Below are 12,481 nucleotides of genomic sequence, written 5' to 3' on the forward strand. Positions count from 1 at the left end.
CATGACGCCGCTGGTGATCGGTGCGGTCGTCCTGGGCGGGGTGGCGCTGTTGCTGCGGTGGCAGCGTCCGGCCTGGTACTGGATGGCCTTTGGTATCGCGGCTGCGGTGGGCCGGGTTGTGGTCCGCTACAGCTCGGTGATGGACGCCTGCGGGCTGACGGTGCCCCCGTCGAGGCTGCGGCTGGCCATAGCCCGTGTGACGCGTACGGAGCTTCCGGGTTCGCGGGTGCCGCGCATCCTGGCGCTGCGGGTGACGCGGACGGGCTTGGTGGTGCGGGTGAAGATGCGGCCTGGTCAGGACGCGTTCGACTTCATCGCCTCCACGGACCGGCTGCGGCACTCCTTCAAGATGCAGGCGGTTGCCTGCCGGGAGGTCAAGGCCGGTGTGGTGGAGCTGCGGATGACCGGCTACGACGTCCTGCGCCGGGTGCAGATGCCCGTCCGCCTGGACACCGGCCTCCTGCGGGTGCCGGTCGCCCTGCGGGAAGACGGGGAGGTGCACTGGCGGGACTGGCGTCAGGTGCCGCACGCGCTGAACATCGGCGCGACGCTGTCGGGCAAGTCCGTCTACCAGCGGCGCCTGGTCTCCGAACTCGCCCCGCAGCCGGTGGCCCTGGTCGGCATCGACTGCAAGAACGGCGTGGAACTGGCCCCGCTGGCCCGGCGGTTCTCCGCCCTGGCCGACAACCCCGACGACGCCCTCGGCCTGCTGGACGCGCTCTTGGGCCGGATGACGGGCATCTATGAGGTGATCCGGCGTGAGCAGCGGATCAGCTCGGACGTGGACGACGCGGAGATCACCGCCGACATCTGGGGCCTGCCCGAACACCTCCAGCCCACCCCGATCGTGGTGTTCGTCGATGAGGTCGCTGAACTCGCCCTGTGGGCCAACACCGCTGAGCGCAAGCGGCGCGACCAGATCATCACCGCGCTGGTCCGCCTCGTCCAGCTCGGCCGGGCGGCCGGGATCTACGTGGAGATCTGCGGTCAGCGCTTCGGCGCCGACCTGGGGGACGGGATCACGCTGATGCGGGCCCAGCTCACCGGCCGCACCGCCCACCGCGTCAACGATCACGGCTCGGCGAAGATGGCCTTCGGCGACATCGGCGAAGACGCGGTCCTGGCCACCACGCAGATCCCCACCGAGCGGCCCGGCACCGCTGTGGCCGGGGACTCCTCCGGCGGCTGGGTCACCATCCGCACCCCGCACACCACCCTCCGGCACGCGGTCAACACCTGCAACAAGCACGCCGACCTGACCCCCGAGCTGCCCGAACTCGCCCCCTGGCGCCCCAATCTCGCGCCCCTGGCACCTGCCGCTGCGGCACCGGCCTCGCTGGTCAAGCCCCACCCGGTCACCGACTAGACCAACCCCGCACTTCCGGCTGGCGCGGCCATCCTCGCGCCACATCCCTACCCCCGCCATGCCTGAACAGGAAGGAGGCACCCCTTATGAACCGGCTCCGCCGCATCGACGCCGTACTCGTCCAAGCCGTGATCGCTGGTGCCCTGTCCTTCGCCCACCTTCACGACCTCGCCGCCGCTGCCGGGCAGACCGGCTGGAAGGCGTGGGCCTACCCGGTCTCCGTCGATCTGCTGCTGGTCGCCGCCTGGCACCGCATCCGCACCCTGCAAACCGCCGCCTGTCCCGCCGGACTGGCCTGGTGCTGGTTCATCATCGCCCTGACCGCCTCCCTCGGCGCGAACGTCGCCACCGCCGGACTCCTCAACCTCGGCGACATCCCCGCCTGGCTACGCATCCTCGTCGCCGGATGGCCTGCCCTGGCCTTCTTCGGCGGCACCCTCCTCGCCCACACCACACCTCCCGACGCCGAACCGGCGACCAAGGCTGAGGCTGACCAGACGCCGAAGGCCCCGGCCGTCTCCCTCGACCGCCCGGCCATGCCCGACGCTGCCCCGGAGGTGGAGACGAAAGCGCCGGCCGATTCCCCGGCCCCCGAACTGCCCGCCGCCGAGCCTGCTCCCGCTCCGGCTGTGACGGTTCCGGCTGCGCTGCTGGCTCACGCCCGCAAGGTCGCCGACACCCACCACGCCCAGACCGGACGGCGCATCGACACCGACACCCTGCGCGCCCGCCTGAACGTGCCCGCCCCGATGGCCGACGCCATCGCAATCCAACTCACCTGACCAGAAAGGACCTGCCATGGCTGCCCGCGACTTCTTCCACTCCATCCAGCGCATCGGCCCCGTCCAGATCGGCACCACCCGCAGCCGCCGCAACGGCCAGACCCGACACGCGGCCGTGTGCTCCAACGACGCCTGCGGCTGGTCGGCCGACTACGCCACCCGCACCGCCGCCCAGCTCGCCGCCCGCACCCACCGCTGCCGCATCAACCGCTGACACCGAACGGAGACCCGCCATGGACGTCGAACTCCCCCTGATCGCTGTGGTCGCCCTCGTCGGCTACTTCGGCATCCGCCTCTACCGGCCCCCGACCTGGCTCCTGGTCGTGCTCCTGCTCGGCGGCTACCTGCTCGCCGACACCTTCCTCGCCCCCGCCATCGACGGCGGCCTCACCAACGTCACCACCGACTGACCCCGGAAGGGAGACCGACCATGCTCCGCCCCAAGTACCCCGCCACGTTCACCCCGGCCGACCTCGACACCACTGCCATCGCCCCGACGGCGATCCACCCGGCCCACACCAGCCCCGACCCGGCCTGCACCTGCCAGCACACCAACACCGCCCCCGGTGCGGCTCCGGCACTCGGGCAGTCCAGCAGCCCGGTCCTGCGGTCCGGGGCTCTGGTCGCCGCCGGTGCCGGTGGGGTGCTGGTCGTCGGCACCGTGCTGGTCTCTCTGCTCCTGGCCGTGGCCGTCACCGCCACCTCGGTCGCGGTGTGCGCCCTCGTCCTGCGCTCCATGACCCGCCCGCGCCACTACCGGCGCTGACCGGCCCCCGGGGCGGCCCGATACCGCCAAGCATCACCGCCCCGGAGGCCCCACCCCGTCCAGCCCAACGACCGAACGGAGACCACCCATCATGACCCACACCACCGGCCGTCGGATGCGGCACTGCCCCGACTGCGACGGCTTCCCCGCCGTCCACATCGACACCGGACGTACCAACGCCGACGGCACCCGCCACACCCTCCGCGTCACCTGCCGGACCTGCGACGGCACCGGTCTCGTCCGGCTCCACGCCCCGGCCCCGTCCTCGGCTGTCTCGGGGGCGGCGCGTGCCTGACCTCGCGGCCTTCGCGGGCCTGGACCCGGTCACCCTCGGCGACATGCTGCGGGTGGCCGGGTCCCCGGCCTTCGACCGCTGGCAAGACCAGGTCCGCCGCACCGGCGGCTGCGCCGACCCCATCCACCTCACCGGCTGGACCCTCACCAAGGACCGCACCACCGGCCAGACTCTCCACCGCTACTCCACCGAGGACGAACCCGGTGGTCGGCTGCGGGTGGCCTGCGGGAACCGGCGCGCCTCGCGGTGCCCGTCCTGCGCACGCCTGTACGCCGCTGACACCTACCACCTCATCCGCGCCGGACTCACCGGAGACGAGTCCAAGGACGTCCCCGCCTCGGTGCGGGACCACCCGAGAGTGTTCGCCACGCTGACGGCCCCCTCGTTCGGCCCCGTGCACAACCGGCCCGACACCGGCCGCTGCCGCTGCGGCACCCGCCACGACGCCGACGACGCCGCCCTCGGCACGCCGCTGGACCCGGACGGGTACGACTACGCGGGGGCGGTGCTGTTCAACAACCACGCGGGCGAGTTGTGGCGGCGCTTCACCAACCGGCTGCGCCGCGAGATCGCCGCCCGCGTCGGCCTCACGCAGAACGAGCTGCGCGAGCGGTGCCGCGTGTCCTACGGCAAGGTTGCCGAGTTCCAGCGGCGCGGCGCGATCCACTTCCACGCCGTCATCCGCCTCGACGGACCAGACGGCCCCGAAGACGCGCCCCCGGCCTGGGCTAGCGTGCAGCTCCTCACCGACGCCATCGACGCGGCCGTGCGCCACTCCTACACCACCGTGACCGTCCCCACCTGCGACACCGAGCCCGAACGCGCTCTGCGCTGGGGCACCCAGCTCGACATCCGCCCCATCCGGGCCCTCGGCGCCGGTGAGGAGCTGACCGAACAGGCCGTGGCCGCCTACGTCGCCAAGTACGCCACCAAGGCAGCGGAGACCACGGGCACGCTCGACCGGCGCATCGGGGAGCTCCACGAACTGAAACGGCACGACGTGCCCGACCACGCCCGGCGGCTCATCCGGGCCTGCTGGGACCTCGACGGCATGTATCCCGACCGGAAGCTGTGGGCCTGGGCCCACATGCTCGGCTTCCGCGGCCACTTCTCCAGCAAGTCCCGCCGGTACTCCACCACGCTCGGCGCCCTCCGCCAGGTCCGGGCCGACTACCGCGCCGAGGAACAACGCGAAGCCCTCGGCTTGGAGGACATCGAGCCGGACACCGTCCTCGTCCTGGCCGACTGGCAGTACGCCGGCCACGGCCACACCCCCGGCGAATCCCACCTCGCCCAAGGCATCGCCCGCGACCTTCAGCTCAACCGCGACACCGCACGCGAAGCCCTGCACGACCAACTCGCTCTGGAAGGAGCCGCCGCATGACCACCGCAACCGCCGAACTGCTGACCGTGCCGGAGGTCATGGCACGGCTCAAGCTCGGACGCTCCACCGTCTACGACCTCATCCGCTCCCACCGGCTGACCTCCATCACCATCGGCCGCGCCCGACGCATCCCCGCCGACTCACTGCACGACTTCATCCGCGAGCAGATCGAGGAGGCCGCCTGATGGCCGCTCAGCGCAAGCGCAACCCCAACGGCGCCGGAACCATCACCAAGCGCAAAGACGGCCGCTACCAAGCCGCCGTGTACGTCCTCCAGCCCGACGGCACCCGCGCCCGCAAGTTCGCCTACGGCAAGACCTGGACCGAGTGCGACGCCAAACGCCGCGAGCTGCTGGCCAAGGTGGAGAACGGCGTACCGGTGCCAACCAAGTCGGCCAAGCTCTCCGAATGGCTGCCGTACTGGCTGGACAACGTAATCAAGCCGCGTCGCAAGCGGACGACGTACGCCAAGTACGAGATCCACGTGCGGCTGTACCTCGTGCCCATGCTCGGGGCCAAGCGGTTGGAGTCGCTGAGCGTGGGCGAGGTGCGGCGTTTCCTCGCTCGGCTTGAGAAGCAGACCACCGCCGCGACGGCCCGGGAATCGCACAAGGTGCTGCGGTCGGCCCTGACTGCTGCCTGCAGGGAGGAGCTGATCACCCGGAACGTGGTCACGCTCGTGGAACCGCCATCCGTGGATTCTCGGGACCTCTCCCCCTGGTCGCTCGACGAGACGTTGGCGTTCCTGGCGGCGGCTCGTGGTGATGCGCTGTACGCGGCCTTCGTGCTCGCGATCGCGCTGGGCTTCCGTCGTGGCGAGATCGTCGGCCTTCGGTGGGAGGACGTGGACCTGGACAAGCGCGAGATCCGGGTGCGGAAGCAGCGGCAGCGGGTCGGCGGCGAGCTGTACGAAGACGATCCCAAGGGGCGGCGTCGGCGTCAGACCCTCCCCTTGCCCGCCATCTGCGTAGCTCCCCTGCGGTGGCAGCGGATGCGGCAGGCTGCCCTGCGGGAACGTGCCGGGGCCGACTGGCAGGAGTCGGGGCACGTCTTCACGACGCGGACCGGGCGGCCGGTGGAGCCCCGGAACGTCTACCGGTCGTTCACGCGCGTGGCCAAGGATGCCGGGCTCCGGGTGATCCGGCTGCACGATGCCCGGCATGGCTGCGCGACGCTGCTGACGGCGGCCGGGGTGGCGCCTCGGGTGGTGATGGAGATCCTCGGCCACAGCCAGATCGCGATCACCATGAACACGTACACGCACGTCGTGCAGGACACCCAGCGGGAGGCGGTGAGCCACATGGACCGCCTGCTCAGGAAGCGGCCTGACCGTGGCTGATCGCCCCCGTTGATGTCAGATCGCGATGTCAAAGACCCCCAGCCATGATCGGCTGGGGGTCTTCTTGCTGGTGGGCGCAACAGGGATCGAACCTGTGACATCTGCCTTGTAAGGGCAGCGCTCTACCGCTGAGCTATACGCCCGGGACATGCGCGCACCCCGTCGGCGGGGTGCATGACGAGGGTAAAGGATAACCGCCGCCGTGCGGTGCCGTGGGCGACGCGGGTTGGGTGGGCGGTGGGACAATGGGCGCCGGGCCACTGTCGAGAAGCCGGGGAGAGGATTGCGTGGCGGCGATGAGCGGGGGCGGCGTGACGCGGCGGTGGGGCTTTGGCGGTGGGCGTGCGCAGCAGGCCCGGGCCGAGGCGCAGGCGGCCAAGGACGCCGCGGCGGCCGCGTTCTACGAGCTGGACACGGCACAGCGCGAGTTGAGCATCTCGGTGGAGACGATCACCGCGGTGGACGGCTCACCGGCGGGGCGGCGGGTGGCCGAGGAGTTCGCGGAGTTCGGGCGCCGGGTGGACGAGGTGAGCCACGCGTACATCAGCGCGGTGGACCGGCACGACCTGGACCGGGAGGGGCTGGAGCCGGGGGCGGCCCAGCAGGCGCGCCGGGACCTGGAGGGGGTCAGGGGCGAGCTGGAGCGTGCGAAGGGGGAGCTGGAGCGGTTCGGGCGGGGGCTGGCCCCGCTGCTGGAACGGGCTGAGAGCCAGCTGGCGCAGGTGGCGCCGGCGGTGGAGCGGGCGCGGCAGGCCCTGCTGGCGGCGACGCGGGAGCTGGACGCGGCCCGGGAGGCGGGGTTCGGGGCGGACGAGTTCGCGGCGCGGCTGGCGGGGCTCGGCCCGGAGCTGACGAAGCTGAACGAGGGCGCGGGGCGGCACGGCGTCGCGGAGACGATCCGCCGGGCGGAGGACGTGCAGCGGCGGGCGGGGGCGGTGCGCGAGGAGGTGCGGCGGCTGCCGGAGCGGGCGGCGGAGATCGACCGCAGGCTGGCGTCGCTGCGGACCCGGGCCGAGGCGCTGGCGACGCGGGCGGACGGGGTGGAGCCGGTGCTGAGCGAGCTGCGGAGGCGGTTCAGCGCGGCGTGCTGGGAGGACCTGCAGCGGGTGCCGGAGCGGGCGCGGGACGCGGCGGGGCAGGCGCGGCACAAGCTGACGGAGGCGGAGGCGGCCCGGCGGGAGCAGCGCTGGGCGGACGCGACGGTGCTGCTGGGCACGGTGCGGGCGCTGTTGAACAGCGGGGACAGCGCGGTGGCGGCGGCCTCGGAGCGGCTGGATCGGCTGACCGAGGTGGCGTTCAGCCACGAGCGGGAGACGGAGCGGGCGCGGTTCGCGCTGCGGGACGCGCAGAGGCTGGCGATGGCGGGGCGGAGCACGCCGGATCCGCGGCATGCCCGTCCGCTGGACGACGCCGTGGAGCGGCTGGACCGGGCGGTGGGTGCGCTGGAGGGTGGCGGTCGGCATCCGGACTACTGGCATTTCCTGACGGAGCTGGACGCGATCCGGGAGACGGTGGCGGCGGTGGTGCGGGATATCCGGGAGAGCCGGGGCGGGGCGGGCTGAGCCGCGGTTATCCTGCGGGTATGCCGAGGTATGAGTTCCGCTGCCGTGAGTGCGGCACGTCGTTCGAGGTCAGCCGCCCGATGGCGGAGTCCGGTGCGCCCGCGTCCTGCCCGCAGGGGCACGCGGACACGGTGAAGCTGCTGTCGGCGGTCGCGGTCGGCGGCACGGCGTCGGCGGCCTCGGCGGGTCCGGCCGCGGCCGGGGGCGGCGGGGGCTGCTGCGGAGGCGGCTGCTGCGGCTGAGGCCCGGGGGCCGAGGGCGGGGCCCCCGGAGCCGCGAGGCTGGGGCCCGGGGGCGGAGAAACGGGGGCCGCCGCGGCGGAGCCTAGGGCGCTACGGCGTGCAGGGCCTCGCGGAGGATGCGTTCGCCCGCGTTCACCCCGCGCTCGGGCAGAGCGGTGATGTGGGGGGCGGTCCAGCCGGTGTCGGCGAGTTCGCCGTGGCCGGGGCGCCAGCCGGCGTCGGCGGCCAGGAGCAGGTCGGCGTCGAGGAGTGAGTCCCCGGCGGCGAGGGTGCGGGTGGCTCCGGTGCGCCGGGCGACCTCGGCGACGGCGGCGCTCTTGGTGAGCGGGCGCGGGACGGCGTAGACCTTGCGGCCCTGGACGGAGACGGTCCAGCCGCGCGGTGCGGCCCAGGCCTCCAGTTCCTTGACCCAGGTCCGCGGCATGAGGGCGCGGTCGACGACGAGGTAGGCGAAGAGGTCCTCGGCGGTGCGTTCCTTGAGCAGCCAGGCGGGGTCGGCCGTGCGGTGGAGGTGCTCCCGGATCTCGTCGAGGGGCGCGCAGGCGTCGTCGAGGCGGGCGCGGACGGTGCGGTGCCAGTCGTGGTCGGTGTGACCGTCGACGAGGAGGTGGCCGCCGTTGGCGCAGACGGCGAAGGGGGTGGGCGGTCCGGGCAGGTGGATGCGGCGGTACTGCTCGCGGGTGCGGGTGGTCGTGGGGACGAGGACGGCGCGCCCGGCGAGCTCGGTGAGCAGTTCGGCGGCGCGTTCGGTGAGGTAGGACAGGGGCGCCGCCTGGTAGACCTCGACGCACAGGAGCCGGGGGGCTTCGGCGTCGGGCGTGGTGAGGCCGAGCGCGGCGGCGGAGTAGATGAGGGTGCGGTCGAGGTCGCTGGCGACGAGTACGGGGTTCATGAGACGGCCTTTCCGTCGCCGCCGGTGGCGCCGCGGGTGTAGCGGGGGTGGATGAGCCCGACGCAGGTGTAGGGCAGGTCGTCGGTCTCCTCGACGGGGACGCCGCGCTGGCGGGCGAGGAGGCGGACGTGGTCGAGGTCGGCGCCGGCGTCGCGGCGGGCGAGGACGCGCCAGGGGACGCGGCGCAGCAGCACCCGGGTGGTCTCGCCGACGCCGGGCTTGACGAGGTTGACGTCGCCGATGCCGTACTCCTCGCTGATGCGCTCGACGGCGCGCCAGCCGTCCCAGGTGGGGGTGCGGTCGGCGGCGAGCAGGGCGCGGGCGTCGGCGGTGGCCTCGGCGGTGACGTCGGGGAAGCGGGCGGCGACGGTGTCGAGGAAGTGGCCGGAGAGGTCGTCGGGGGCGAGGTCGCGGTAGAACTTGGCGCCGTGGAAGTCGCCGGGGCCGACGAGGTCGGTGCGCAGGACGGTGCGCGAGACGAGCCCGGAGACGGTGGAGTTGAGGCAGGCGGAGGGGATCAGGTAGTCCTCGCGGGTGCCGTAGGTGCGCACGCAGCCGCCGGGGTCGGCGAGGACGGCGAGTTCGGGTGAGAACTCGGGGAACGGGCGCAGGGCTTCGGCCAGTTCGCGGGTGATGGCGCCCTTGCCGGTCCAGCCGTCGACGAAGACGACGTCGGCCGGTTCGTGGTGGGCGGCGAGCCAGCGCAGGGCGGTGGTGTCGATGCCCCGGCCGCGGACGATGGAGACGGCGTAGTGCGGCAGCTCGAGCCCGTGGGCGTGGCGGGCCCAGCGGCGCATGAGGACGCCGACGGGGGTGCCGGCCCGGGCGAGGGAGACGAGGACGGGGCGCGGGCCGCGTTCGGCCAGGACGGTTTCGGTGACGGCTCCGACGGCGCGGGCGACCCGGGCGGCGGAGTCGTCGAGGGCGGCGTGGAAGAGGCGCTGGTAGTCGGGGCTGGGCCGGTACTCGACGGGCAGCGACTCGGCGTAGTGGGCGCCGCCGCGCTGGATGGCCTCCTCGCGCTCCTCGATGGGCGCCTCCAGGGTGACGTCGGAGAGGTCCTGGAGGAGCCAGCGGCAGTCCTGGGCCGGGTAGGAGGAGAAGTCCGGGCCGTGCAGGGGCGGCGGCAGCGGGGCGGCGGAGGGCAGGGTGGCCCAGACGACGCGTCCGGTGCGGGCGGCGAGCCGGGCCAGCAGGCCGTCGGACGCGTGGAGGGCCGGGGTGTCTCCCGCGGTGTCGGTGAGGAGGACGACGGCGTCGAAGGCGGGTTCCCGGTGGTGGCCGCGCGGGGGGACGTTGTAGGCGTACCGGGGGCCGGGGCCGTCGGCGGGGGTGTCGTGGGCGGGGAAGGTGATCCGGTGCCGGATGGCGTACCCGGGGTCGTCGACGGCGAGGACCGGGGAGCGGGTGGTGGTGGAGTACCTGACCTCGACGCCCTCGCCGACACCGCCACCCGTGGCGCCGGTGAGGGCGTCGGCGAGGCGCAGCGGGGCGTACATCAGCTCCTCGGTGCCGAGGACGAGGACGCGACGGGCCCCGGGGGGCAGGGCGGCGGCGAGGCGGTCGGCGAGGGCGGGCAGGGCCGCTTCGAGCCGGGCGCGGTGTTCGGGGGTGAAGCCGTGGCGGCCGCCTTCGGGCAGCCCGGTGGGCCAGGGCAGGTCGACGCGCACGACGTCGCCGGGGGCACGGATGGCGTCGGGGGTGCCCGCCTCGGCGGCCGCGGAGGCGGACGCCTCCGCCTCGGCGATGAGGGCCGCGGCGCGGTCGAGCGCGTCGGGCGGCAGGGTGAGCGTGCCGTTGGCGAGGGCCACGACGTCGATGCGGGCGCCCAGCTCGGCGGCGAACTTCTCCAGGGCCGCGGTGTCCTGGGCCGAGCGCATGTCGGTCAGGGCGACGACGACGTACCGGTCGCGGGCGTGGTGGCGGTGGAGCGCGGCGATGGTGTTGCGCACGGTGCGGCCGGTGGAGAACTCGTCGTCGACGAGGACCAGCGGGCCGTCGCCGGTCAGCAGCTCCGGGTCCGCGGGCAGCAGCAGGTGGGAGGTGTGGTGGGAGTGCTCCTCCTCGAACCCGGCGGCCCGTGGGTGGCCGGGGACCGGGCGGCGGGTGGAGTGGAGGTAGGGGGCGTGGCCGAGTCCGTCGGCGACGCAGTGCCCGAGCCCGGTGGCGGTCTCCGCGTAGCCGAGGACGACGGCGCGGGCGGTGTCGTCGCCGAGGAGTTCCCTGACGCGGTGGCCGAGGCCGAGCCCGGTGCCGTAGACGACGTCGGGGCGTTGGGGGACATGCTTGCCGAGCACCTGGGAGACGAGCAGGTGGGCGCGCTTGGGGTTGCGGCGCACGGCGAGCCCGAGGAGGTCGCGTATGCCCTCTCCGCTCAGCTCGACGCCGAGCCGTTCGGCCGTCCAGGTGCCTGTCCAGATCACGTGTTCGTCCCGTCCTGTTCCGTTCACCGGTGTTCGTGCGTGGCCGCGGCGAGGAGGTCGACGAAGTCGACGCCCTCGCGGGCGACCCCGAAGACCTCGGCACGCAGCAGGGTGCGTTCGGCCCAGGACCGGTGGGGTTTGACCTCGTTCATCTTGTTCGTGTACGCCGAGCGCAGCACTCCCCCGCCGTGGCGTTCGGGGCGCAGGATGTCGGTGGCGTCGCTGTACTCCTCGTGGGTGACGACGGAGAGGGCGTGCACCGGGGCCACGTGCGAGGGGTGGATGCACGTCTTGCCCTGGAGGCCGTTGGCGCGGTCGAGCTGGATCTCGCGCAGCAGCCCGTCCATGTCGTGCTCGATCAGCTCGGCGCGCAGCTCGTCGGCGCCACGGCCGCGGAAGGGCGAGCTGCGGAGCTGCGGCTTGAACATGCGCTCGGAGAGGCGGAAGTACTCCCACACGGGGCCGGTGATGGTGCATCCGGTGCCGTCGTCGCGGCCGAGCACGTTGACGACGTCGGCGATGACGGTGGCGACGAGGCCGACGTCGTACGCGGTGATGTGCGGGGTGCGGCGCAGGCCGTAGACGGAGCAGAAGTCGGTGACGCCGAGCCGCAGTGCCAGCACGCGGTCGCGGTACTTGTCCACGGCGCGGGCGATGCCGGCCAGCGTCACGGCGCGGGTCTCCAGGTGGAGGAGTTCGGGGGACTCCAGGACGGGCATGGCGAACAGCCGGACGCCGTGCTCGCCCTCGGCGCGGGTGAGCGCCTCCAGGAACGGGACGCCGCGGTCCTCGGTGAACTTCGGCAGGACGAAGCCGGAGAGCAGGCCCACGGCGGAGCCGAGCCGTTCGGTGAGGGTGGTGATCTGTCCGGGTTCGCGGACCCGGACGAACAGCAGCGGCAGCGGAGCCGAGCCCTCGGGGCCCCGCGTGGCCCCCGGGGCCTCGAGGAACAGGGCGCGGAGTTGGCGTACGAGGTTCTCCTCGGCCTGCGCCACCTCGCCGTCGCCTATGGAGTCCTCCAGGCAGAGCACCATGGAGACGACGCCGCGCCGGGCCAGCCGCCGGACGTCGTCGGCGAGCCGCGGGCGGGTGGCGGGGCTGTAGAGCGTCGCCCCCAGCGCCACGGCGAGTGTCCGTGCCGTGGACTCGCGGGTGAACTCGACGGGTTCGTGGTGGAAGAGCGCCTGGCGCTCGGACGGTGCGAGGTGCCCGAAGTGGCGCATGGATCCCCCGTATCGCAGGTGCTCACCGGGTGGTGCGGCGGCCCCGGCCGGTTCATCGTACGTGCGGGACCCGTTCGGGAGTTCCCCTGACCGTGAATATCACGGTACCGCAGGGCGAACCCCTGGTTTCCGGACGGCGGGATTCCCCGTCCTTCGCCGCCCGCGGACACCGGTGGCCCGTCCAGCTTGCCCTGCCGGTCACGGGCT

Annotated in this window: 14 protein-coding genes and 1 tRNA gene; 11 read left to right on the top strand and 4 right to left on the bottom strand. The window is 73.4% G+C overall.

What is annotated here, in order from left to right; all coding sequences use genetic code 11:
* Position 1: 1 nt before the first annotated feature.
* From HPT28_RS18495 to xerC, 9 genes are all read left to right on the top strand, one after another.
* Positions 2-1,366 (top strand): FtsK/SpoIIIE domain-containing protein, encoded by a 1,365-nt coding sequence (locus HPT28_RS18495; RefSeq protein ID WP_219092244.1) that lies wholly within the window; start codon positions 2-4, stop codon positions 1,364-1,366.
* A gap of 86 nt (positions 1,367-1,452) precedes the next feature.
* Positions 1,453-2,148, top strand: a complete 696-nt coding sequence (locus HPT28_RS18500; RefSeq protein ID WP_219092245.1) for a DUF2637 domain-containing protein — start codon at positions 1,453-1,455, stop codon at positions 2,146-2,148.
* Positions 2,149-2,164: 16 nt separating this feature from the next.
* A complete protein-coding gene (locus tag HPT28_RS18505) occupies positions 2,165-2,362 on the top strand; it encodes a mobile element transfer protein (protein WP_219092246.1) in 198 nt (65 codons plus the stop codon).
* 19 nt (positions 2,363-2,381) lie between these two features.
* Positions 2,382-2,558: a hypothetical protein gene (locus HPT28_RS18510; RefSeq protein WP_219092247.1), complete on the top strand. Its 177-nt coding sequence runs from the start codon at positions 2,382-2,384 to the stop codon at positions 2,556-2,558.
* 20 nt (positions 2,559-2,578) lie between these two features.
* Positions 2,579-2,914: a hypothetical protein gene (locus tag HPT28_RS18515; RefSeq protein ID WP_219092248.1), complete on the top strand. Its 336-nt coding sequence runs from the start codon at positions 2,579-2,581 to the stop codon at positions 2,912-2,914.
* A 91-nt stretch (positions 2,915-3,005) separates the two neighbouring features.
* The gene (locus HPT28_RS18520; RefSeq protein WP_219092249.1) at positions 3,006-3,209 is read left to right on the top strand and encodes a hypothetical protein; all 204 of its coding nucleotides are present in this window, start codon (positions 3,006-3,008) and stop codon (positions 3,207-3,209) included.
* On the top strand, positions 3,202-4,593 hold the full coding sequence (repSA, locus tag HPT28_RS18525) for a replication initiator protein RepSA (protein WP_308119354.1): 1,392 nt from the start codon (positions 3,202-3,204) through the stop codon (positions 4,591-4,593). The genes HPT28_RS18520 and repSA overlap by 8 nt, the downstream gene beginning before the upstream one ends.
* Entirely contained in the window at positions 4,590-4,778 is a 189-nt protein-coding gene (locus tag HPT28_RS18530) for a helix-turn-helix domain-containing protein (RefSeq protein WP_219092250.1), read from the top strand. The genes repSA and HPT28_RS18530 overlap by 4 nt, the downstream gene beginning before the upstream one ends.
* Positions 4,778-5,932 carry a tyrosine recombinase XerC gene (xerC, locus tag HPT28_RS18535; protein ID WP_219092251.1) on the top strand — a complete coding sequence of 385 codons (1,155 nt, stop codon included), beginning with the start codon at positions 4,778-4,780 and terminating at the stop codon, positions 5,930-5,932. The genes HPT28_RS18530 and xerC overlap by 1 nt, the downstream gene beginning before the upstream one ends.
* A 68-nt stretch (positions 5,933-6,000) precedes the next feature.
* Here the strand turns inward: xerC and HPT28_RS18540 are convergent.
* Positions 6,001-6,075 (bottom strand) — tRNA-Val (locus HPT28_RS18540).
* Positions 6,076-6,228: 153 nt separating this feature from the next.
* Here HPT28_RS18540 and HPT28_RS18545 point away from each other — a divergent pair.
* A complete protein-coding gene (locus HPT28_RS18545) occupies positions 6,229-7,494 on the top strand; it encodes a hypothetical protein (protein ID WP_219092293.1) in 1,266 nt (421 codons plus the stop codon).
* Between the two features lie 20 nt (positions 7,495-7,514).
* Entirely contained in the window at positions 7,515-7,736 is a 222-nt protein-coding gene (locus tag HPT28_RS18550; RefSeq protein ID WP_219092252.1) for a zinc ribbon domain-containing protein, read from the top strand.
* 82 nt (positions 7,737-7,818) lie between these two features.
* Here HPT28_RS18550 and HPT28_RS18555 read toward each other — a convergent pair whose 3' ends face one another.
* The 3 genes from HPT28_RS18555 to HPT28_RS18565 are packed head-to-tail and all read right to left on the bottom strand — an operon-like array spanning position 7,819 to position 12,274.
* Positions 7,819-8,628, bottom strand: coding sequence for an HAD family hydrolase (locus HPT28_RS18555; protein WP_219092253.1), 810 nt, complete (start codon positions 8,626-8,628; stop codon positions 7,819-7,821).
* On the bottom strand, positions 8,625-11,051 hold the full coding sequence (locus HPT28_RS18560; protein ID WP_219092254.1) for a phosphoribosyltransferase: 2,427 nt from the start codon (positions 11,049-11,051) through the stop codon (positions 8,625-8,627). Before HPT28_RS18560 ends, HPT28_RS18555 begins: the two co-directional genes overlap by 4 nt.
* 23 nt (positions 11,052-11,074) lie before the next feature.
* Positions 11,075-12,274, bottom strand: a complete 1,200-nt coding sequence (locus HPT28_RS18565; protein WP_219092255.1) for an HpcH/HpaI aldolase/citrate lyase family protein — start codon at positions 12,272-12,274, stop codon at positions 11,075-11,077.
* Positions 12,275-12,481: the final 207 nt, after the last annotated feature.

Source organism: Streptomyces sp. JJ38 (assembly GCF_019303475.1).
Lineage (GTDB): Bacteria > Actinomycetota > Actinomycetes > Streptomycetales > Streptomycetaceae > Streptomyces.